We start from the raw sequence: 23,322 nt of genomic DNA, 5'->3' as shown, positions 1-23,322 counted from the left end.
TTTAACCGATATATTCTGCATTATCCATAAATTTACGGAGAGCTTTTGGTATGCGAATTCGTCCATCAGGAGTTTGATGATTTTCGAGCAGAGGGATAAGTAAACGAGGTGTCGCCACAGCTGTATTGTTCAAGGTAAAACAAATTTGTGCTTTGCCGTTTTCATCACGGGTGCGAATCTTTAAGCGGCGCGCTTGGAAATCATAAAAACTTGAGCAACTATGAGTTTCTCCGTAACTATTTCTACTTGGCATCCAGGTTTCCACATCATTCTTTTTAACCTGGCCTTGTCCTAAATCTCCTGTGCATACCTGAACAACTCTGTACGGAAGCTCTAATAATTGGAGAATGTCTTCAGCATTTTGTAAGAGCTCAGCATGTAAAATATCACTTTTTTCAATATTGGGTTCGCAAATAATCACTTGCTCAATTTTTTGAAATTGATGAACACGGTAAAGACCTTTTGTATCTTTTCCAGCAGCGCCCGCTTCGCGGCGAAAGCAAGTCGACCAAGCACACATTTTTATAGGCAGTTGAGAAGCCTCGAGCATTTCATTTTGATGGTAACTTGCCAGTGGAACTTCCGAAGTTCCTACAAGCCACATATCATCTTTTTCGACAAAATAAGCTTGCTCCGCTCCACCTGGTAGATATCCAGTGCCTTCCATTGCACTTGTGCGTACGAGAACTGGAACACTCATTTGTTTATAATTGCGTTTTTTTAAGACTTCGAGAGCCAGTGAATGCACGGCTCTTTCAAGCTCTGCCCCTAAGCCGGTTAGAAAATAACTGCGTGATCCTGCTATCTGTGTTCCTCTTTCAAAGTCTATAATGCCAAGATTTTTGCCGAGTGTGATGTGATCCAATGCTTTAAACTCAAATCTTGGGATTTCGCCCACCTTTTTGATTTCAACATTGTCGGCGTCACTTGCACCAATCGGTGTGTCTTCAGAAGCTATGCTTGGCACAGTGAGTAAAAGTCTTTCAAATTCTTTTTCGACTTCACGGAGGTTTTTTTCAGATTCTTCGAGAATAGGACCTAACGAACGCATTTGAGCGACTAAAGACTCTCTTTCATCTTTTGATTTCGCTTTTTTTACTGCATCGGAGCCTTCATTGCGCTTGCTTCTGAGCTCTTCAGTTTCTTTGATATATTTAGAGCGTTTGTCGTAAAGTTCAGAAAAGAGATTGGGATCAAATTCAAATCTCTTATTTTTTGCTGCAATTGCAATAGCTTCTAGGTTATCTCGGATAAATTTTGGATCAAGCATAGTCAGGAGCGCCTTTCTTTCAAAGTAGCTGAAACGAAGGTCATTCTTATAAAGTGAAGAAAACTTTTCAAGCACCAAATGCATTTATTCAAAATTTTTGTTGTTGACCAGATGCTTTCTCTGCTTAAACTCTCAATGACCTTGGTAACGATAGAACCGAAATGAGAGGATATGCACTATGTTTTTGAAAAATATTATAAAAAAGTCATCAGATGAAGCAATGGGTGAAACAAACTCTCCTGAAATTAATGAGAAATCTAACAATTCTGATAACCAAAGTCCTGAAGTTCAAGGCGCATCAACTGCACAAAATGATGAAGCAGCGAAAATTGCTTCTCTAGAAGCTGAATGTGCAGCGGTTCAAGCAAAACTTGCAGAAACCCACGACCGTATGCTGCGTATAGCTGCTGATGCTGAAAATATGCGGAAAAGAATGGAACGAGAAAAAGCAGATACACGTATTTATTCCATCCAAGAATTTGCCAAAGATCTTCTCCCTGTCATTGATGCCTTCGATAAGGCAATGTCTGCTATTGAACTTACCCAAATTAACTTTGAAACTGAAGAAGGTAAAAAAGTAGCGGGGATTGTGGAAGGGGTTCAGTTAGTTTCTAAAGTGTTTCAAGATGCTGTGAAAAAGCATGGCATTGAAAGACTGCCTGGTAAAGATGCTCCTTTTAACCCGACTTATCACAATGCCATTGCAAAAGTCGTGGACGCGTCACTCACACAGGAAACAGTAATCGATGAATTTATGGCTGGTTATAAAATCGGTGAAAGAATTCTTAGAACAGCTATGGTACGGGTTGGAGCGCCGGATTAATTTTAAATTATTTTTTTTAGTTTCAATCCAAATTCATATTACAGCTTTTGCTCAACTCTCTGTTTTAGATAAAGCAGAGAGCTTTTTTTATAATAAAGAGTATGAAAAATCTTCAGAACTATATAAAAATATTTTAAAAAACGAATATTCTACCAAAAAAGACATTGCCATGGCTAAGTGCAGAATAGCTCTTATTAATATGGATGAAAAAGAGCAATTACAGTCTCAAATGTATTTAGAAGAAGCTTTGAGTGAAAATATTTTAAGCTTGCCAATGACATCGATCTGTACATATGGATTACTTCAAGTTTATATAAAAGCTAAAAAATACTCTCTTGCAGTGAGTCTTGTCAAGGTTCTTGAGTTTCCAAATTTACAAGCAAATTATTTAGTAAAATATTATGCATTGGCAGCTGAAGCTGCTCGATTTTCATTTAATAAAGATTTTGAAAAAGTTCAATTAAAGAAACTTGAAGAATTAATGAAGAAAAATAATTTTCAAACTGTCTCTTTAAATAAAGAGGACACAAAAAAATTAACGCTTTTTGATGTTGAAGCAAGGTTATCAGTTTTAAATTTTGATGAAAATATCTCTTCTGAATTTTCAAATGATTTCGTAGCGAATGTTTTTCTCACAAAAATTAAAGATGGAGATTATGCTACTGCTCTTGATATTCTAGAAAAAAATATAGTTAAAAGTTCCGATAGTCTTACATTTTTCTCAGGTATTTCTATTAGCAATTCTGCGATAAGAAATAGATTAGTTCATTTGATAAACGACAATCCTCAAGAGATGCGTATAGGGATTATTTTAGAAAAAAGTAAAAAAAATCAGAAATATAAACAAAACTTTTTACGAGGAGTGTCGGCCTTTTTATCTTCTACTGCCGTAAGTGGAGTCACATATAAATTTTATATAGCTGAATCTAAAAATGACGGTGGGAGGCTGTCAGGAGAAGCTTTTGAACTCATTTTTAATAAGCATATTCATACTCTTCTTATTGGAGACGGATTTGATGATGTAAGTGATCTGAGTAAATTGACGAAATTATTTTCAATCCCATTACTTATTCCAAGTGATAAAAAAGAGTTTTTGGCTGTGTCTCGTAATATAAATGATTTAAGCTCAATAAAACGCTTGTCAGAAAAAGGAAAATTTAATGACTATTTTGCTAATGCATTGCAAGAAAATATAAATAATTTAAGCACAGAATCACAGGTTTTTGATTCACTTATTTTAATACGCAATATGCAATTTTTAGCGAATGGCTCACAGAGCGCTGAAATTGATAAAATGTTGAAAGACGCAAACTGGAAAGTCAACGGGATTGCTGTCTATGAAAATAGCAATCCCATTAAGTAAAGATAAAAATTAATAATCGTATTCATTGTGAATTGTGATTTTGGGAGTGCCTTCAAATAATTTTTTTACTCTGTTTACTTCATTTTCCCTTAATGAATATAGGATAGAAATAGAATCAAGTCTAATATTATGATTGATATTAAATGCTAACGGTACTTCATTGTGGTTTATAAATAAATTTTTTAAACTGTTCAATCCATCAAAAGAATTTTGATTTATGCTCTGAAGAGAGTTGTTAGAGAGATCTAAAGTTTCTAGGCTCGCTAAATATTGAAATGAGGTTGTGGGAACTTCTGTAAATTTATTTTTAGCTAGAGTAAGTTTTATAAGTTTGCTTTGAGTTTTAAAAGCTTCACTTGGAATCTCTTTGATTTGATTGTCAAATAAATTTAATGATTTAAGATTGAAATATTGAGCAAGTTCATTGCCATTTAACTGTTCAATTTTATTTATAGAGATGGTAAGATCTTCTAAGTTATTCGAGAGCGCGTTTGGAATAGATGTCAATTTATTATTCCCTAAATTCACAACTTTTAATTCTGGAGATAAATGTGATTTATTAATAGAATGAATAGAGTTCTGAGAAAGGTTGAGAACTTCAATATTTTGAATGCTATTAAAGAACGAGTCATCTAATGATTCTATTTTATTTGTACTTAAATTCAAATCTACGATATTTGTGTTGCCTAAAGATGAAATATTTTGAATTCTATTTCGACTTAAATTAACTTCTTTTAATGAATGATTTTTCACGAAAATATTTTCTGGAATTTCTGTTAAAGCATTTATCTCAAGATTAAGATGAGCAAGCAATGGCATTGATTGAAAGAATTCTTTATCAATTTTGCCGACATGACTGCGTGTGATTGATAGTTTTTCTAATTTTGGCAGTTTTGGACTACCTCTGAGCTCAAATTGAGCTGATTTTTCCCCACTATTATTAGATAAATTGAGTTCTTGTAAACTTTTAAGTCCTGCAAATGTTTTGCTTGATACTTCACTAAGCTCATTGTGATCAAGATTTAATTGCTTAAGACTTTCAAGTTTTTCAAATGAATTATCTTCAATTTTTCTTATATAGTTTCCTCTAAGATCAAGGTTTTCGAGATTTTTAATTCTTCTAAATGAGTCTTTTTTTACTTCATTGAATTTATTGCGAGAATAAATTAGATGCTTTAATGAAAGAGATTTTGGAAAAGCAAAGGGATTTGAATCATGATAAACTATTTTGAAATTTTTGATAGTTAATTTTTCTAAATTTGGGAACATTTTACTTTGATAAATGGCACTCATATCTAGATTTGTATCACCATTATATGATAAAGAACCTTGATCCCAATCTCCGGTTCTTTCTTTTTCAATTATACTATTATTTTCACTTTCCCAAAGATCAGAACCATCAAGAAGAATTTCTTTGGAATAGTTAATGTTTTCCCCAGAATTAATTTTTGAGTGAATATATTTTGCAAATTTAGTAGATGTTAGATAATATTCTCTACCATATATATCTTTTTTTATTAAATTGCGCCATGTATCAAAGTCATAGTTAAATTTTATTTCTAGACTTTTTTGCTTAGATGTTAAGACAACATTCGGATCGGTTGAACTTGCTTTATAGTAGCAAGTCATCATTGTACTGATAGTGTTTGGTGCGGATATAATTTGAAAATGACCATTTTCAATTTTAAATTTAACTTTTCTGCAAAATTCTTTTTTAAAGTAATCTGTCAATTGACTTTCATCAGATTTAAATTTTATTGATTTTGCAGCAAGATTATTTGAATTATTAATTAAATCTTTTACAGTAATTGGGAAAGTTTTTAAAATCTCTGCTTGAGTCTGTGTATTGGGATCAAGGTAAATTACATTTTTTTTGAATTCTTCAACTTTGTATTCTGCTGCAAATGCAGAATTGCTATAAACAATTGCTAAAAGGGCGGAGCTTGATAAGATAAATCCATTTCTCTTCATTAGAAATCCTTTTCTAAGATGTTTAATTATTAGTCCTAAATCCAATTCTATTAAATAATTGGATCTAAATATAAAATATCACATTTTTATTTTATTAAAAGGGAAGTTGTGAAAAATTAAAGTGTTATAAAATCAGTAATTTATAAAAATGAATTAAGTTTTGTGTTGTTTAATTTAAAAGTAAATATTGAAAAATAATTAAAAATTATTGCCTCTGTCATTGAGTTTATACTTTATAATATCGCCGCGGATACTGTTCCATTTTAATGAGTCTTCGATTCCTTGATTTATATGCAACATAGCTTTCCATTCGAGCAAATCCAATGCAGTATTTTCATTTGCATAGGATCCGGCAACATCACCTGGACGTGATGGGGCTACTTTTTTTGGAATTTCTCGACCAAATACGTTTTCAAATTCTCTTAAGAGTTCTCTTACTGTCACTCCTCGACCCGTACCTAAATTAATTATGTGAAAGTTTTTTGATTTAGGCTCACGTTTTAAAAAAGCAAAGTCAAAATTATCAATTGCTTTTACATGTGCCTGCGCAAGATCCCAAACATGGATATAATCACGTATCCCACTTCCGTCTCGGGTTGGCCATTCCACTCCTGTAATTTGAAATTCTTTGATTCTACCAATTGCTGTGTCGACCAATTTACCTAAGACATGAGATGGGTTTTCAATATATAGTCCCGAGCGCATTTTAGGATCTGCGCCAATTGGATTAAAATACCTCAAAGAAATTGCTTTAAAATTCTCAAAAGATGCACAATAATCCTGAAGTATCATTTCCATCATATACTTTGTTTTTGCATATGGACTTTGCGGCTTTAAAGGTGATTCTTCATTGACCATAAAATTCGGAACGACATCGTAAATAGCTGCAGAAGAGCTAAAAACAATTTTATGACATCCAAGTTCTTTTAAATTATGAAATAGCTCATTGGATTTAGCTACATTTTCTCTATAGTATTCATAAGGTTTTTGTACACTTTCTGAAACAATAATAAGTGCAGCGCAGTGAATCGTGTAGTTTATATCTGAGTGTTCGATAAAGATTTTTTTTAGAAGATTCGCATCTGCAATGTCTCCTAAATAAAACGCCCGATCCCTGATAAATTCAATTCGACCTGTGACAAGGGAATCGAGAATTACGGGTGTATGCCCCGCATCTTCTAATGCAGAACAAATTGTGCTTCCAATATACCCTGCTCCCCCAGTTACGAGAACTTTCATTTTTTTTCCTCTTCTGTAGAATGGATTTGAATGTATTTCTTATTTTATACAGGATCGGTCTAAAAAAGTTAAGTTGACTCAAGGGTATCGCACAATATTTTGTCGTAAAATACTTAAGTTTAGTATAGAGATGAATGCATCGCTTAGGTTTTATTTTGCCTAAGAATTTCTTACAAGTAAGGACACTTTTATGTTTCAAGATTATTTATTTTTTGCTGTGGATACTAAAGTGCAGTATTGCTATCGTATGCTACATATGAGCAATTTAATACAAGAAGTTAAAAAAATTCATAGCTTAAATAACCCAAGAGCTCTTCTTCTTTCCGATTCTATGCTTGGATGTGTTTTGCTTTCCTCTGTTCTTGACTATGAAGAGCGCATTAACCTGAGAATACAATGTGCTGGGGATTTTACAATTGGTGCAGAAACAACTTTCCAAGCAGAAACAAAGGGTTATATAGAGTGTGCGTCTGACACTCCTATCGTTCAAAGCCTTGATAAGGGCGAAAACAGTTTCTCTGAATTACAAGTGCGCTCATTGCGATCGCAACGGAATAATTCGAATCTTTCAGAGGGGTTTACTCTTTCAAAAACAAACTCTATTGAAAATGCTTTGAATGAGCATTTGCTATCTAGCTTTCAAATGAATACCAAATTACAGTTGAGCAGCTGGATTGATGAGAAAAGTGGCGAAATCTATGCTTTTGGAGTTATTTATCAAGAGTTGCCAGGCATTTCTGAAGAAGTATCAGAGAAATTAAGAAATCATATAGATCAATTACCGTCTATGCGTGATTTGTTTTTAGAAAATAATGATCCAGATATTTTAGCACAAAAATTGATCCCCGATGACTTAAAGCCAATTAAAAGTATCAATCCAAAACTTGTCTGCAGCTGCTCGCAGGAAAAAGTAGAAGGTGTACTTGTAACCTTACCAATGGATGAGTTAAAAGATATTATTAATAAATCTGAAAGTGTAGAAATGAAATGTCATTATTGCAGTACAAATTATCAAGTTCCTTTTGAAAAAGTAATGCAAATGTTTGCTAGTAGAAATTACACCCAAGACAATTCATCTGAAATAAATTAAGAATGCATTTATTAAATTATTCTTTTCCGTTGGTAAAATGTAGATTTATTAATAGATATAAACGCTTTTTTGTTGATGTCATGTTAGCAGATAATGAAGTTAAAACAGTGCACTGTGCAAATAGTGGAAGTATGAAAAGCTGTCTAGTAGAAAATGCACCCGCATATATATTAGACTCACAAAATCCGAAACGTAAATTGAGCCATTCTTTAGAATTACTTTATTTAGAAGATGGTTATGCGTGTTTAAATACTGCAAGAGCGAATCAATTCGTCGAAGAATTATTAAATAGGACTGTTGGAAAAAGTAAAGAGCAGTATTTTATTTCTTCAAACTTCCCTTATGAGTGCTTTGAAAAATGGCAAAAAGTAAAACGTGAAGCTGTCTTTACAAAAGAAACACGCTTTGATTTTTGTCTATCTTCTGAAAAAAGTGATCAAAAATGCTGGATTGAAGTAAAAAGTGTGAGTATGAAATTAAGTGATAATACTTGGCTCTTTCCTGATGCTGTCACAACTCGGGGGCAAAAACACCTCACTGAACTCATGAATGCGAAACAAGCTGGCGATGAAGCATGGTTATTTTTCGTACTGATGCGTGGAAGTGAAGTAGATGAGAATATTCTTCTTAATGGTTTTCGTGCAGCTCATGAAATAGATGCAAAATACGCAAGTTTATTAGAAGAAGCAAAAAATATAGGAGTAAAAATTGCTCTTATTATTCCTAAAATTTCTGTTGAAGGTTTTTCTTTAAGGAAATTTTATTGCTTGAATTGAGGCGTCTAAATGTTGTTCACTTTTAATAAATTGTTCTTTAAATCGCTTTTATTGCTTGTGAGTTTAGGTTTGTGTTGGGGGACTGGCTTTTCTATTGCTAAGTTTGCTATGGAAAGCGGAGTCACGCCGCTTGGCTATTCTTTTTGGCAAAGTTTTGGACCTGCAGTTTTTATTCTTTTAGTAACTTTATTGAAAGAAAAAAAGTTTCCAAAGTTTACTTTTCACCATTTATTGTTTTATTTTATATGTGGGTTGCTTGGTATTGTTTTGCCAAATATAACGATGTATTTTTCAGCAACTCATGTGCCATCGGGTATTTTAGGTTTGATTGTAAATACATCACCGATTATTACTTATGTATTATCTATATTTTTCCTTCTTGAGAAATTTTCTATCAATAGATTTCTTGGAATAATTATCGGATTTTTTGGCCTTGTAGTTCTTTTTTATCCTAAGTTAACAGATTTTGTCGATTTTAGCTGGATGTTATTTGCTTTATTAACACCTTTTTTCCTCGCATCATGCACTATTTTTATGGTAAAATTAAGACCTGTGCATGCATCGTCATTAGCTCTCAGTGCTGGAATGTTGTTGGCTTCCTCAATGATGATTGCACCAATAACTTTTATAACAGGTAATTTTCATATTATTAAATTTCCGATCGATCTTCCGAATTTTTTTATTATTATTGAGATAATATTATCCAGTATAGGTTATGTTATCTTTTTTGAATTATTAAAAATTGCAGGTCCTGTTTATTATAGTCTTGTTGGTTGTATAGTCGCTATGGTGGGATTATTTTGGGGATATATTATTTTTAATGAAACATTGAATCTTACAGAATGGATTTCAATCGTGTTGATAGTTTTCTCTATTTATTTGGTGTCTATGCAAAAACAAAAAGAGCATCGGATTCAATCCGATGCTTTTAATTAAGCTAAATTAATTAATATCTATAAGAGTCAGGTTTATAAGGCCCGTCAACTGGTATACTTAAATATTCTGCTTGTTTATTAGTGAGTTTTGTTAATTTAACTCCTAGTTTTTCTAAATGCAATCTCGCAACTTCTTCATCGAGTTTTTTAGGTAAGGTATAAACATCTATTTTATACTGACCATGATTTTGCCACAATTCGATTTGTGCCAATACTTGATTCGTAAAGCTAGTACTCATGACAAAAGCTGGATGTCCAGTTGCACATCCTAAGTTAACAAGACGGCCTTCTGCTAATAGAATAATTTCGTGTCCATCTGGGAATTGATATTTATCTACTTGTGGTTTGATATTTATATGTTTGATTCCTTTTGTTGCCTTGAGACCAGCAACATCGATTTCCACATCAAAATGTCCAATGTTACAAACAATAGCTTGGTCACGCATTTTAGCCATGTGCGCCGCAGTAATAATATCACAACAGCCTGTCGCTGTGACAAAAATATGTGCGTCTTTTACAACTTCATCCATTGTGACAATTTGATAACCTTCCATTGCAGCTTGTAGTGAATTAATAGGATCGATTTCAGTAATCAACACACGTGCACCATGATGTCTCATTGCGTGTGCACAACCCTTTCCAACATCACCATAGCCAGCAACAACAACGGTTTTACCAGCAATCATTACATCTGTTGCACGTTTGATACCATCAGGTAATGACTCTCGACATCCATAAAGATTGTCGAATTTGCTCTTTGTTACGCTGTCATTGATATTAATTGCTGGTATTTTGAGTTCACCTTTTTTTACCATTTGGTGTAAATGATGAACACCTGTTGTTGTTTCTTCAGAAACCCCTTTGATATCTTTTAGAAGCTGTGGAAATTTTTTGTGCACTAAAGAGGTGAGATCTCCACCATCATCAAGTAACATATTTGGTCCATTGCCATTTGGAAATTTTAATGATTGTTCGATACACCAAATGTATTCTTCTTCTGTTTCACCTTTCCATGCAAAGACAGGCACACCTGTTTTTGCTATAGCAGCCGCAGCAGCGTCAACTGTAGAAAAGATATTACAGCTGGACCAACGTACTTCTGCTCCAAGAACTCCTAAAGTTTCTATTAACACAGCAGTTTCTACTGTCATGTGCAAGCTGCCTGCAATGCGAGCACCTTTGAGCGGTTTAGAATGACCATAACGCTCTCTCAGAGTCATAAGGCCAGGCATTTCTTTTTCAGCAATTTCAATTTGTTTTCTGCCTAATTCGGCAAGTGATATATCTTTTACTTTATAATCCATGTTAGTCTCCATTTCGTAAATAGGAAAGAGCATCAAATTGAGAAATAATATGCACAAAAAAATATTTTAATTTTCATATGAAAATAAAGTCAAATTGAACCATCATAATTTTTCAAGGATGATGATTTAACATTTAGAGACTACGAGATTGGAAATAGATTATCAACTAGGAGATTTTTTATCCCATTTAAGAATTATTTTTAAAACAGAATGAGCATCCAAGTTTTTGATACAAGCACAAACGTTTAAAACATTACAATTTTTTATGCACAACTTATTTTTATTTTCTGTTGTAGCTAACAAATACTCAGCTTTTTCGCCAAGTGGCCCCCAACGTTCAGGAATCATTGACTTAATAGGTGGATATAAACCAAGAGCATGAATCCCCAGAGCCGCAGCAATATGCAATGGGCCTGTGCTAGCTGCTATTAAACCATCACATTCTTTTATAAATGAAATAAATTGAGATAAATTCAATGTGCCAGCAATATTTTTTACATGCGGAGCATATTTTACGATTTGATTTTCAATAAATTCTTTTTCTGCATTCGTCCCAGAAATAAAAATATTATAAATTCTCTTATCCAAAATATTGGCTAATTCAACAAACTTCTCTGGAGGCCATTCACGTGCACTTCCTTTGGACTTAGGGTGTAAAATTAAATTGAATTTATCTTTTTCAATCCATTTTAGATATTCGTTATCTAAACGTTGTGTTTTATTAAATCCATAAAAACCAATAATTTCTTCAAGATTGTATTCGCAATATATATTTAGTGAGGATAGAAGTTTTATATTAAGTTGAGACTCATGAAGCTGAGAATTCTTGCGACTGAGATTTGCTTTTTTATTGCAATAAATCCAATGAAACACTCTTCTATTTGTTCCAACTCGCTTCTTTGTTTTTAATTTGTAAAAGTATTTTGCAATTTCTTTGTTTGGAAAAACATGAATTATTGTGTCGCAGTCTATCTGCTCATTATTTTTTTTTACTTCATCCCAATCATAAAATTCATCGATAAATTCACAGCAATCTATAATTGGTTTAGTGTATTTTTTTCCTAAGAAAAGTATTTTTGTGTTTGGGATTTGACTTTTGATGATTCCTGCCATTGGTAAAGTTAAAATAACATCACCAATATTATCAGTTCTGCTAAGCAGGATTCTTTTGTATGAATCTTCTTTCATATAAGGAATATTCCATTGCTCAATTAAAATTATTCTTTTTCATTGATTTCTACATAATTATATTTCTTTAGGAAAAAATAATTCGCATATTTTATGAAATTTGAAAAGGCTGCTCCGATACAAACAATTAGACCAATACGGCCATCAAGAAATCCTTTTTTTAAGAAATAAAAACGGAAAAATGTCCACATTGGTTGCAAAAATAATTGTGGTAGAAAAACAATTTTTCTTTTTCTTTTAATTTCATTAGCTCCAGCAAATCCATATTTATTCATTTTATCAAAATATTGATAAATAGATGTATATGAATAATGCAAAAGATCTGTTTTAAAACTTTCAACTATATATCCTTGTTTAGCTACGACACCTTCATGTAAAATATTATCATTAAAATAAGCTCGTTTTTTATGGAAAAATCGTGTGACCCTTCCTGGATACCAGCCCGAATGCTTTACCCAGTGGTTTAAGAAAAAAGTTTTTCGCGCAACATCAATTCCGGCAGTTTCATGGAAAGTTCCCTCTGCCACACGCTCATCCCATTCTTTTGCAAGATCTATAGGAACAACTTCGTCAGCATCGACCCAAAGAATCCAATCATGTTCAGCTTTTTCGACTGCAATTCGTTTGTTTTCAACAAAACCATACCACTTTGTTTGAATGACAATAACTTTGCTAAATGTTTTTGCAATTTCAATTGTTTTATCTGTGCTGCCTGAGTCAACGATAACTATTTCATCAACAAAATCCAAAGAGGAGAGACACCTTGCGATATTTTTCTCTTCATTTTTGGTGATAACAATCGCTGTAAGCTTTTCAGGCTCTGGAACAAATGTTGATATGTCATAGTTTTGACTTTTCTGATATTGTTCGTAGATTTCTTTTACTTCCATCTTATGGGCACCCAAGTTTTTTATCAACTATATTATACATTTACACCTCTTAAAAAGCATAGGTTTCCATGTGTGATTTCTCTTCGTTTGCATTATATCAACGAATTTCTCTTCCTAACATACACTTATTCATAATATCTATGCATATCAAAAAGTCTATTCGCATTTTATAACGAGGAACTTTACAGATTAAGAAAGTGACATAGATAGACAAAGTGTTATTACTGTAAAATACTTGAATTTTCTTATTAATTTGTCATTATGTACGTGATTCCGAAGTGTGCCCAGCTTTAAAATATTTGTACCTTTAATAACGATGCGATCTTTAATATTAATAAGGACTATATTACATGTCAGTAAAAAATATAATGAAAGCAATATTGCCAAAATATATAATATCACTTTTTCGTTCCATAATAAATACACAATCTAATGTAAACGAAATTCGCGATATGATCCTTGCTTATCAAACAAATCAATTGCAACAATCCAATCGAAATCCTCTCAACAGCTTTGGCAAAAAATGCTTTTCCCAAACGGATGAAGATGGAATAACGCTTGAAATACTTAAGCGTTTAAATTGTATAGAAGGAGGTACTTTTGCAGAATTTGGAGTTGGTAATGGAACTGAAAACAATACACTCATTCTCAAAGCTTTGGGTTGGAAAGGATTTTGGGTTGGCGGAGAAGATTTAGTATTCCCAATAAAACAGCCGAAACAATCGTTCATATATATAAAAGATTGGGTTACACTTGATAATATTTTAAGTTTAACGAGTGATGGAATTAAAAAGATTGGCTCTAAAGAAATAGATGTCATATCTTTAGATTTAGATGGAAATGATATATATTTTGTTGATAAGTTATTAGCAAATGGGTATTTACCAAAGTTATTTATTGTTGAATATAATGCAAAATTTCCTCCACCCGTAAAATGGCAAATTGATTACAATCCTAAACATTTTTGGCAAGGTGATGATTATTTTGGTGCATCTCTTTCAAGTTATATCGATTTATTTAAAAAATATGGTTTTCTGTTGGTGTGTTGTAATTCTCATACAGGTGCAAATGCATTTTTTATTAGGGGAGAATACTCTGAAAAATTTAAAGATATTCCTCAAGATATTGAAAGTATTTATGTTGCCCCCAGGTACTATTTATATCATTCTTTTGGCCATAAAAATTCTATAAAAACAATTGAGAAACTATTTTTGTAAAAATTTTATCAACGTTTTTTCTGCCAAATTCTTTGGGTGCAGAAATACACAAAACCGTATTACCTTATGATAATGAACCTGTATTTAAAAAACATTTTCCTAACAGCTTTCGTGAGACTGGATTACTTGCTTTTATAAATGATAAAAATATAAAATAATTGGTAATTTCCGGTATGATGACGCATATGTGCATTGATACGACAACTCGTGCAGCATATGATTTTGGTTTTACTTGTTTTTTAGCACATGATGCCTATGCAACGAAAGATCTTAGCTTTGAAGGAAAAACAGTTAAAGCTGAGAATGTTCAGACGGCGTACCTTGCTGGCTTAAATGGTTTGTTTGCAAATGTATTGTCAACTCATGATTTGCTATTAATACTTTAATTTATTGAATTGAGGTATGCTTACTGATTCATATTTACATTTTGAACTACTCCATCCATAATTACTGTGTAATTATGGATGGAGTTTCGAGATTCTGAAAGTCTGATTGAGTTCCTGTGCACAGAGCCGTTCCTAGGCATCTTGTTTCAATTTTTTCTACTATTTTTAAAGAACCAGGAACAAATTTAAGAATAACAACAGCACTATTTGCACTATACGATATTGAAAATCTACAATGACAATTGTGAATTCGTTCCGATAGCCATCCAATACATATTCTGCGCAAGCGTCTATATATGGAGCACTGCGCTTGTTTCCTGTAGAAAAATTAGGAGAAATGATATTCTTCAATAATTTAAAAATTAACGAAGAATATATAAAAATCATACGATTTGCGCATTAATATTATTAATAAATTCTTCTAAATTTACAAAAATATTTCATTTTGATGTAAAATATTCTGAAAATAAAGTGCCAATTGATGATCATAGAATTTTTGAAGTAGGATCAATCTCAAAATCCATTTTTTTACTCTTTAACTTTCATGTTTTATTTGCAAATAAGGTAATCTAACATATATTTGGTGAAAACATAAATAATTTTTTTCTAATTTTGATTTTAAGAGTTCAAGTTTTATTTGTGATATGATTCAAGATTTTAGTAAAAATGAAATTCTAGATAAAGAAATGCAATTACCTCATGGATTTGTTTCTGATCTAACTCGCAGTGGATTGGGATGGGGAATAGAAAACACAAACCATACTTTTTGGCATTGAGGAAACTTAGGAGATTATCAATGCTTTATTGCTAGTTCTCAGCTGAATAAAGATGAAATCATTATTTTAATAAACTTAGGAGGTGGAAAACAAGCATTTTACTAATTGATTTTATCAATACTCGGAAGTGAGATAAAAGCAGTCACCATAAATTTTTAGATAAATTGGAAAATAAAAAATATAATACTTAAAAAATATTTATCGTATAACCTAGTTCGAATCGAAAAGACTTGGCTCAAATCTTTATTCAAACTATTATCACTCAATAGAAATTAAAAAATATTTTTAATTTACAAAATCTCAAACTACCTGAGATAGATTCTTTAAGCTTAGTGTGATATTAAATTATTGTAGTAAATTAAGTTTCAACTTGTAATCTAATACGTAATAAAAAGTGATCCTGTCTCAAATTTTAGGCAAGAATTTTATTAATATCAGCATTTTAATACACTTAATCTTTTAAGTGAATCTTTCTAAAAAATTTTCCTGAACTAACTACTGCGAAGTTTTGCAATAATTATCAGCTCACTCCCCTGTTTACGTTTTCTATTGTTTGTCTTAAATTTTTCCCGAAGTTCGTTATCACTCAGCATAGATTCGATCAGTGCAGCAGAGGCGCGACCAGCGATTGTTGAATTGGTTTGAGCGGCATATTCGTACCATCTATTTGGAAGTTTAGTTGTGACTGATTCTCTTTCAAAACTAACACAATCAAATCCATAATTATTTAGAATGTCCTTTAGTAACCGACCATTATAAACATACAAATGTTCTCCAGGAGCCATTGCCCAAAAATCTAGGCTGAGGGAATGTTCATCAAAAAAATCAGGTGTAGAAAATATTAGGAACCCGTCTTCGCTTAAAATATTTTTCATTTGACAAAGAATAAACTTGAAATCTTCAAGTTTAAGATGTTCAATAACTTCCCACATCGTAATCAACTGTGCCTTATCCTCGGAATCAAACTGGCGTACGAAGTCAACTAAGGACATACTCACTGATGAGATTCCGAGATCTCCAAGAGCATCGATAACAGGCTGTGGAATATAAAAATCTACTCCTATTAAAGTTGAAAAAGGATATTTTGCTCGAGTCATACTGAGAAAGTCGCCGCTACCACAACCTAGGTCTATAGCTTTGCCAAATGGCTTTAAATAATTTAGCCCTATAATATAATTGCTATAATGTGATGTTGAACTTTCGTTAAGAACTTTCCAGTTATTAAGAATTGTATTTTTTTCCGCATTTCTGTAGTAAGAATCTTGAGTATAAAAAATCCATAAATCTTCTTTTTTAACTTGAAGGCTGAGGTATACTAGTGTGCAATTATTGCAATAGTGATACACATTATGTGATGCATCGAGAAAACCAGTTATAGGGTTACCCTCTCCTGTATACAACGGGGTTTTGCAGTTTGAAAAACAGTTTGGACACTCCTCTATTTTTAATACTGACTTGTCAAGATTACCATAAGTTAAACAGATATCTCTCACTCTTTCAGTTTTAAGTAGTTTGGTAAAAGGCGAAAAACTAAGTTTTTCTAACCCATTGAATTCTTTTAATAATGCTGAAAAAATTTTTTTCCTTAACGGTCTTCCGATATTACAATTAACGCTTCTAATTCCTTGATCAGGTACACAATAAATTTTTTCTAAATCTCCAGCGTTAATCGTAATTTTTTCAGGAATAGTTCCAGCAATTCCTGAAAAAAAAGTAAGCGAAACTGAGCTACCCTTGAAGTAAGTTAAGGCTTCAAGAACTATTCTTTCATCAATAAAAGTACAATTAATGTCGAAAACTATTTTTATTTCATTGTCTCCAAAACAATCGAATTCATCAAGAAAGTATATTAAACGTTTCGCTGCGAAGGTATCGACTTCAGAAACCCACTTACGATTTTTAAAGTTAATTGAATTAAATTGCATTTTTAATTTCCCACTTCTTTGTCGTAATATTCTTTGGGTGTCTTGCCTCGATAACTGAAGTTTAAAGTTGGAGTGATGAATTTAATTTCTGATACGTCGTGATACATTCCAACTAAGGAGTAGCGATGCATTGATGATATATTTGTTCCAGAACGGTGGGCAAGAAAGCCTGAAAATAAGAGTAACTCACCAAGCTTCATTGGTAATGACACTTTTTCGTACTTTGCTAAAACATCATCGGAAACAATTATTTGAGTTGCTCTGCCCTTAATATCTTTCCATGTTTGAGGCGCAATACCCTCTTTGTGTGAGCCAACGGCTATTTCAATTGTCCCATTCAAGGTGGATGTATCATCAATTAAGGGTGCCCATGTTTGAATATAACGCCCTTCTGGAATTGTATAAAACACTTCCTGATGCCAACCGTAGGTGCGCCGGTCATCAGAAGGGGGTGCAATTAAACACCGATTAGTATATCCGTACAAAGGTGCTGTCACGTTATCTAAGAGAATTCGAACAATATCAGATGTGAACTTTTGACTCGCAATTCTGAGAAAGGAAGGGGTTAAGAAAATAGTATCATATACAGCAGCTACATACATATGATCTTTTTTTTCCAAAAGCTCCATACCTTTATGAAATAACTCAAAATCCATTATTTGATCTTTAATTTTGGCTTTAGCTAAATATGCCTTAATAACGGAAGCGAACTCCTCCTTAAAATCGTTTAGTAATTCTTGGTCAAATGCATCTTCAACAACAATAAAACCATTCGTTTTAAAAAAATCTTTAGCCTCTCCCAAATTGTTTTTCCTAAATCTTTTAATCATAATTCTCCTCCGATATTTGTTATGTTCAAATTTATAATTTTTAAAAATTACATCCAAAATCTTTCAACTGAAAATAGTTAGTTACTGCTTGCGAGTTAGTCTTTAGTAGTTTAGAGAATTTAGTGAGCACTATAATTTTAACAGACTTTTCAAAGGACATGGATCTTCCTTATTTAGTGAATACCTGAAAATTAAATTATACTTCTGGCAAGCATTGCATACAAGAATTATCGATATTACTATAATACTGAATTGACAAACTTTGTATAGTGATACACATACATAATCAGTTAATTATCAATACCTATAGAAAGCTTATTTTGAGCTCTATAGATGAAACTTTCATAAACAAAAAACACTTACTGAATAGTTTAAGATATTAAAGAAATAGGATTGTATTGCGTTCTTAAAAAAATGTCAAGCTTTTTGACTTCTAGAATAGTGACATTAAGGAAGTACTTGTGATGAGTAAGAAGCGCTAAGCAGCTGCACCCAATAAGACAAATGTTTAGCCTAAAACCAATAGAAATAATTGTAAATTATCGATTAGATGTTCTTTAAGAGCAACTCATCCGTAGCAGCTTACTCTTTAATTTAAACTTTTTTATTGTTATTCTCGATACTAATGGGTAATAGCAAATACAAAGATGAATGAGTATTAGAATTTAATGAAGATTACTAAACAATATTGTTTCTAAGCTCTATACTCAAATCATTTTTTCATTTAATAATTTTTTGTTTAATATTAGAAGGAAATAATTTATTCCAATTGCAAAGTCTGATATGAGTGCAATCAGGTTTTCAGATTTATTTAAAATGGAATGTTGGAAATTCAGAGAAAAGCAGCAGCTAATATTTTTCCAATTTTTGTGCTATCTTTAAGGTTGGAATAAAACTTTCTTCGCGCATATGCCAATTATCAGACTAGAGTGTCTTTGAAATACTTGTAGACTTTATTATATCCACTATTTATATCTGCTACTTTAAAATCTGAGTATAAAATTCAATTCGATGAGTAACATTTATTATAAGTATATTATGAGAAATATATCATTTTTAAGAAAAATTTTTATTTATAGATTTTAATAACAATTTATTTTAAGAAAAATTTTTTATGCTTTTTAGTATTTATTTTTAGACTATGTAATATTGGAATAAAAGTGTGTCTAAATAAATTTCAATATTTTCTATTCATGAAAGTGCATGAATAGAAAATATAGGTTTTTGAAATTGATCCTTTTTCAATTATTGTATGATAATCATTTTTCATACAATATTACACCAAAATAAAATCTTTTTGTTCCTCTAAAAGAATTTATTAATGATATAGATGCGCCCATAATTATATTTTTTATAAAATTCTAAAATGAACGCGTACATCAATAAAGATTTATACTTCTAAGCAATATACTCGGTAAAGTATAGGCCTATAAGAACAAATTATTCCCACTCAATCGTCGCAGGTGGTTTGGTACTAATGTCATAAACAACTCTATTTATGCCCCTAACTTCATTAATAATCCTTGAAGAAACATGAGCTAAAAAGTCGTAGGGAAGTTTTGTCCAATCCGCTGTCATGCCATCTGTCGCACTTACGCAACGAATTGCTGCAACACTTTCATATGTTCGCCCATCGCCCATCACTCCAACTGAGTTAACAGGTAAAAGCACTACAAAAGCTTGCCAAGTCGAATGATAATGATTTTGCTTTTTAAGTTCTTCGATAAATATAGCGTCTGCTTCGCGCAGAATATTCAATCTTTCTTTTGTGACTTCGCCTAGAACGCGAATACCGAGACCGGGGCCAGGGAATGGGTGACGTGCTAGCATGTCATGTGGGATACCCATTTCAGCACCCAATCTTCTCACTTCATCTTTAAAGAGTTCTCTAAGTGGTTCAATGAGTTTGAATTTCATTTTCTCAGGCAATCCGCCCACATTGTGGTGGGTTTTTATCGTCACACTTGTTCCATGTAAAGAAATAGATTCAATAACATCTGGATAAAGGGTTCCTTGAACTAAGAATTTTGCATTTGGAATTTCTTTTGTTTCTGCTTCAAAGACATCTATGAATGTATTGCCAATTATTTTACGCTTCTGTTCTGGGTCTTGTACGCCTGCGAGTCTACTTAGAAAAAGTTCCGAAGCATCAACGCCTTTGACATTTAGATTGAGATCTTTTTTAAAGCGATCAAGAACTTCATCATATTCATTTTTACGTAACAAACCATTGTTAATAAATAAACAAAGTAACCTGTCACCAACTGCCTTTTGCGCGAGAACAGCAGCTACGCAGGAGTCAACACCGCCACTGAGAGCACAGATAACTTTTGTGTCTTTTCCTTCTTTATCAACTGTTTCTTTTATTTTATTAACAGCATTTTCAATTTGCGAAGAGCTGTCCCAAGATTTTTTATCCTGACAAATTTCTTCTACAAAATGTTTGATAATTTCTTTTCCACAGAGTGAATGTTCAACTTCTGGATGAAATTGGAGACCAAAAATAGGAAGTTCATTATGATGAAAGGAAGATATAACACCGTTTCTTGTGACAGAATCGATTGTCAATTTACTGGAGAGCTCTTGAATTTGATCACCATGACTCATCCATACGATATTTTCTTCACTGCCGATTAAATTAAACAGAGGATTATTTTTATTAATATTATTTTCAATTTTAATTTTCTCGAAGCCATATTCTCTATTTTTTGCAGGAGCAACTTTACCGCCAAGCATATAATTTATAAGTTGCAGACCATAACAAATACCTAAAAGTGGGACACCAAGTTCTTCAATATTAATGTCAATTTTAGGGGCATTTTCTTCATATACGCTATGCGGTCCACCGGAAAATATGACGCCCGATAATTTACCTTGTTTTTTGAGTTCGAGAATTTTTTCTTTTCCATTTTTGAATGGGACAATTTCAGAATAAACAGATAGCTCTCTCACTCTTCTTGCAACGAGTTGTGTAAATTGAGAACCAAAATCGATAACGAGAATCATTTCTTTTCCCTTTTATAATGTAAAACATGAACGCCCGCTAAAAAGCGAGCGTTAGATTTATGATCTGTGGAGACTGTAGTTTGGAGCTTCTTCCGTGATTGTGACGTCGTGCACATGACTTTCTTTTAAGCCTGCGGCAGTGATCTTTACAAATTTAGCCTTCTCGTGAAGATCGAGAATGTCTTTTGCTCCTGTGTAACCCATGCCGGCTCTAATTCCGCCAACGAGTTGATGGATAACATCGGAGAGAGGTCCTCTATATGGAACCTGACCTTCAATTCCTTCTGGAACTAACTTGTTATTATCACTTTGAGTGCCTTGGAAATAACGATCTTTAGAGCCCAATTTCATAGCGCCTAAAGAACCCATTCCTCTGTAGCGTTTGTAAACTTTTCCTTGAAAACTCACTCTTTCACCTGGGGATTCTTCTGTACCAGCAAAAAGTCCACCGAGCATGACCAAGTGGGCTCCAGCGGCAAGTGCTTTGACAATGTCACCACTGTATTTGATCCCGCCATCAGCAATGATTTTAACATCGGTTCCTGCAAGGGCTTCGGCAACGCTCATGATAGCGCTGATTTGTGGAACTCCTATACCCGCTACGATACGAGTTGTGCAGATAGAACCTGGGCCAATTCCGACTTTCACACAATCAGCTCCTGCATCGGCGAGTGCCTTTGCCGCTTCTCCAGTGGCAATATTGCCTGCAACTATAGTTATTTTATTGCCATATTGTTTTTTAATAGCAGCGACTGTTGAAATCACGCCTTTGCTATGTCCATGCGCGGTGTCGATGACAAGAACGTCAACGCCTGCTTCAACAAGTGCTGGGATGCGCTTCTCAACATCAAAAGGAGTCACGCCAACCGCTGCTCCTACCAGAAGTTTGCCTGAGGAATCTTTCGATGCATTTGGATATTTGATTGCGCTTTCGATATCTCTTCTTGTGATGAGGCCAACCAAACGATCTTCGGCATCAACGATAGGTACCTTTTTAATTCTGTGTTTTTGAAGAAGATTTTTAACTTGTTCAAATAAATTCGCCTCCCAAGGAGCGTCTCTGTGCTCTTTTCTCATAACTATAAGACGACTGCGTTCAGTCATTATATCTTTAATAACTTTTGTGGGATCGGATTCAAAGCGAACGTCGCGCCCAGTAACAAGACCAACGAGTCTTCCATTCTCAACAACAGGGAGTCCAGATATTCTACGGGATTCCATTATGGATTTAGCGTACTGAATGGTGTCGAGTGGGGAAACTTGAATTGGGTTTAAAACAACTCCACTTTCTGAGCGTTTTACAAGTCTTACTTCTTCTGCTTGCTCATCGGGTGTTAAGTTCTTGTGAATGATTCCAAGTCCACCTTGACGGGCAATGCTTGCTGCAAGCTCATGCTCAGTCACTGTGTCCATTGCGGCAGAAACGATTGGGCTATGCAGTTTTAGATTCTTTGAAATATATGAACTTACATTTGCTTCGTGCGGTAAGGTTTCTGAGTAACCTGGTAATAAAAGGACGTCATCGAATGTTAATGCATCTGAGACAATTTTTTTAGAAAATAATGAGTTTTCTTTAGTATTATTAGTATTCATCTTGTACTCCATTCTTTTCTGTGGTGTGAAATCTCACGGCTCGTAAAAGTAGTGCGAAAGCTTTACCAAATAAAGATTTCTTAATCTAGTAAATTAAAAAATTTCAGGAAAAAAAATCGTTTTTATTAAGTAGAAGAGTCACAAAGTTTCACGCAAAGTAGAGGCTCTTTTTTTTCTTGTAAATACGAATATTTACAAGAAGGTTTAAGATATGCCGGGAAAGAGGAAAGCTAAAGTCCTAGAATTTTAGGGGCAATTGTTTTTCTCTTCAGAATGCACAAAAAATAGACTAAAATTTTGCAAGGATGAATTTTAAAAATTTTAATAAATTCAATATATTAAATGATATGAAAAAAAATTAAAATTTTTTCCAAGAAAGGTTTGACAACCGAATGTGGGTTGTGTAGCTAAAGATTCTCGCTGCTAGCGAAGTCTCTCTGAAAAAGGAAAGACCGAGTGAAGCAAAGAGAAGTTATTTGACAAGAGAAGAGAGCAGAAACAGAGTGTGGGTCCTTAGAGGCTTTGACTCAATCGACGCAAGTCGAGAGAGAGGGAAGCTTCGGGGCTCGAGATAAAAGACGAGCCGTCAAAAGAAAAAAAATCTTCATAACGTAAGTTATGGAGTAAGTAATTAGAGCTAAGAGTTTGATCCTGGCTCAGAACGAACGCTGGCGGCGTGCCTAACACATGCAAGTCGAACGGAGGTAGCAATACCTTAGTGGCGCACGGGTGAGTAATGC

At 33.2% G+C, this 23,322-nt stretch carries 18 protein-coding genes and 1 rRNA gene; 9 read left to right on the top strand and 10 right to left on the bottom strand.

What is annotated here, in order from left to right; all coding sequences use genetic code 11:
* Nucleotide 1: 1 nt before the first annotated feature.
* Nucleotides 2–1,270 (bottom strand): serine--tRNA ligase, encoded by a 1,269-nt coding sequence (gene serS, locus H7355_RS06870; protein WP_186646018.1) that lies wholly within the window; start codon nt 1,268–1,270, stop codon nt 2–4.
* A 178-nt stretch (nt 1,271–1,448) separates the two neighbouring features.
* On the opposite strand from serS, the gene H7355_RS06865 reads away from it, so the two are divergent.
* On the top strand, nt 1,449–2,093 hold the full coding sequence (locus tag H7355_RS06865; protein ID WP_186646017.1) for a nucleotide exchange factor GrpE: 645 nt from the start codon (nt 1,449–1,451) through the stop codon (nt 2,091–2,093).
* Nucleotides 2,017–3,456 (top strand): hypothetical protein, encoded by a 1,440-nt coding sequence (locus H7355_RS06860; protein ID WP_186646015.1) that lies wholly within the window; start codon nt 2,017–2,019, stop codon nt 3,454–3,456. The genes H7355_RS06865 and H7355_RS06860 overlap by 77 nt, the downstream gene beginning before the upstream one ends.
* Nucleotides 3,457–3,465: 9 nt before the next feature.
* Here H7355_RS06860 and H7355_RS06855 read toward each other — a convergent pair whose 3' ends face one another.
* Nucleotides 3,466–5,427, bottom strand: a complete 1,962-nt coding sequence (locus H7355_RS06855; protein ID WP_186646013.1) for a leucine-rich repeat domain-containing protein — start codon at nt 5,425–5,427, stop codon at nt 3,466–3,468.
* 198 nt (nt 5,428–5,625) lie between these two features.
* Nucleotides 5,626–6,666, bottom strand: a complete 1,041-nt coding sequence (gene galE, locus H7355_RS06850; RefSeq protein WP_186646011.1) for a UDP-glucose 4-epimerase GalE — start codon at nt 6,664–6,666, stop codon at nt 5,626–5,628.
* Nucleotides 6,667–6,856: 190 nt separating this feature from the next.
* Here galE and H7355_RS06845 point away from each other — a divergent pair, with 190 nt between their 5' ends.
* The 3 genes from H7355_RS06845 to H7355_RS06835 are packed head-to-tail and all read left to right on the top strand — an operon-like array spanning nt 6,857 to nt 9,468.
* Entirely contained in the window at nt 6,857–7,756 is a 900-nt protein-coding gene (locus tag H7355_RS06845) for an Hsp33 family molecular chaperone HslO (RefSeq protein ID WP_186646009.1), read from the top strand.
* Between the two features lie 2 nt (nt 7,757–7,758).
* Nucleotides 7,759–8,532, top strand: coding sequence for a DNA/RNA nuclease SfsA (sfsA, locus tag H7355_RS06840; RefSeq protein ID WP_186646007.1), 774 nt, complete (start codon nt 7,759–7,761; stop codon nt 8,530–8,532).
* Between the two features lie 9 nt (nt 8,533–8,541).
* The gene (locus H7355_RS06835; RefSeq protein ID WP_186646005.1) at nt 8,542–9,468 is read left to right on the top strand and encodes a DMT family transporter; all 927 of its coding nucleotides are present in this window, start codon (nt 8,542–8,544) and stop codon (nt 9,466–9,468) included.
* 10 nt (nt 9,469–9,478) lie between these two features.
* On the opposite strand, the gene ahcY is transcribed toward H7355_RS06835, so the two are convergent.
* The 3 genes from ahcY to H7355_RS06820 form a co-directional block, all read right to left on the bottom strand.
* On the bottom strand, nt 9,479–10,771 hold the full coding sequence (gene ahcY / locus H7355_RS06830; protein WP_286190684.1) for an adenosylhomocysteinase: 1,293 nt from the start codon (nt 10,769–10,771) through the stop codon (nt 9,479–9,481).
* 162 nt (nt 10,772–10,933) lie between these two features.
* Nucleotides 10,934–11,959, bottom strand: a complete 1,026-nt coding sequence (locus H7355_RS06825; RefSeq protein ID WP_186646001.1) for a glycosyltransferase family 9 protein — start codon at nt 11,957–11,959, stop codon at nt 10,934–10,936.
* A 29-nt stretch (nt 11,960–11,988) separates the two neighbouring features.
* On the bottom strand, nt 11,989–12,849 hold the full coding sequence (locus H7355_RS06820; RefSeq protein ID WP_186645999.1) for a glycosyltransferase family 2 protein: 861 nt from the start codon (nt 12,847–12,849) through the stop codon (nt 11,989–11,991).
* A gap of 350 nt (nt 12,850–13,199) precedes the next feature.
* Here H7355_RS06820 and H7355_RS06815 point away from each other — a divergent pair, with 350 nt between their 5' ends.
* The 3 genes from H7355_RS06815 (at nt 13,200) to H7355_RS16020 (ending at nt 15,228) form a co-directional block, all read left to right on the top strand.
* The gene (locus tag H7355_RS06815; RefSeq protein WP_222435678.1) at nt 13,200–14,066 is read left to right on the top strand and encodes a hypothetical protein; all 867 of its coding nucleotides are present in this window, start codon (nt 13,200–13,202) and stop codon (nt 14,064–14,066) included.
* Nucleotides 14,067–14,224: 158 nt separating this feature from the next.
* Complete coding sequence (locus H7355_RS16125; protein ID WP_315861827.1) at nt 14,225–14,452, top strand: isochorismatase family protein; 228 nt, start codon at nt 14,225–14,227, stop codon at nt 14,450–14,452.
* A gap of 644 nt (nt 14,453–15,096) precedes the next feature.
* The gene (locus H7355_RS16020; protein WP_286190683.1) at nt 15,097–15,228 is read left to right on the top strand and encodes a hypothetical protein; all 132 of its coding nucleotides are present in this window, start codon (nt 15,097–15,099) and stop codon (nt 15,226–15,228) included.
* 491 nt (nt 15,229–15,719) lie between these two features.
* On the opposite strand, the gene H7355_RS06805 is transcribed toward H7355_RS16020, so the two are convergent.
* The 4 genes from H7355_RS06805 to guaB all read right to left on the bottom strand — a co-directional run bounded on the left by H7355_RS06805 (nt 15,720) and on the right by guaB (nt 22,582).
* Nucleotides 15,720–17,153, bottom strand: a complete 1,434-nt coding sequence (locus tag H7355_RS06805) for a class I SAM-dependent methyltransferase (protein WP_186645996.1) — start codon at nt 17,151–17,153, stop codon at nt 15,720–15,722.
* 2 nt (nt 17,154–17,155) lie between these two features.
* The gene (locus tag H7355_RS06800; protein ID WP_186645994.1) at nt 17,156–17,983 is read right to left on the bottom strand and encodes a phytanoyl-CoA dioxygenase family protein; all 828 of its coding nucleotides are present in this window, start codon (nt 17,981–17,983) and stop codon (nt 17,156–17,158) included.
* 1,440 nt (nt 17,984–19,423) lie between these two features.
* Nucleotides 19,424–20,989, bottom strand: coding sequence for a glutamine-hydrolyzing GMP synthase (guaA, locus tag H7355_RS06795; RefSeq protein WP_186645992.1), 1,566 nt, complete (start codon nt 20,987–20,989; stop codon nt 19,424–19,426).
* A 57-nt stretch (nt 20,990–21,046) separates the two neighbouring features.
* Nucleotides 21,047–22,582, bottom strand: coding sequence for an IMP dehydrogenase (guaB, locus tag H7355_RS06790; protein WP_222435675.1), 1,536 nt, complete (start codon nt 22,580–22,582; stop codon nt 21,047–21,049).
* A 633-nt stretch (nt 22,583–23,215) separates the two neighbouring features.
* Between guaB and H7355_RS06785 the strand changes: the two genes are divergently transcribed.
* Nucleotides 23,216–23,322, top strand: a 16S ribosomal RNA gene (locus H7355_RS06785); the annotation flags it as partial.

It is taken from the genome of Fluviispira vulneris (assembly GCF_014281055.1).
Lineage (GTDB): Bacteria > Bdellovibrionota_B > Oligoflexia > Silvanigrellales > Silvanigrellaceae > Silvanigrella > Silvanigrella vulneris.
Note: the sequence above shows the minus strand (reverse complement) of the source record. Positions and strands in the feature narration are given on the sequence as shown.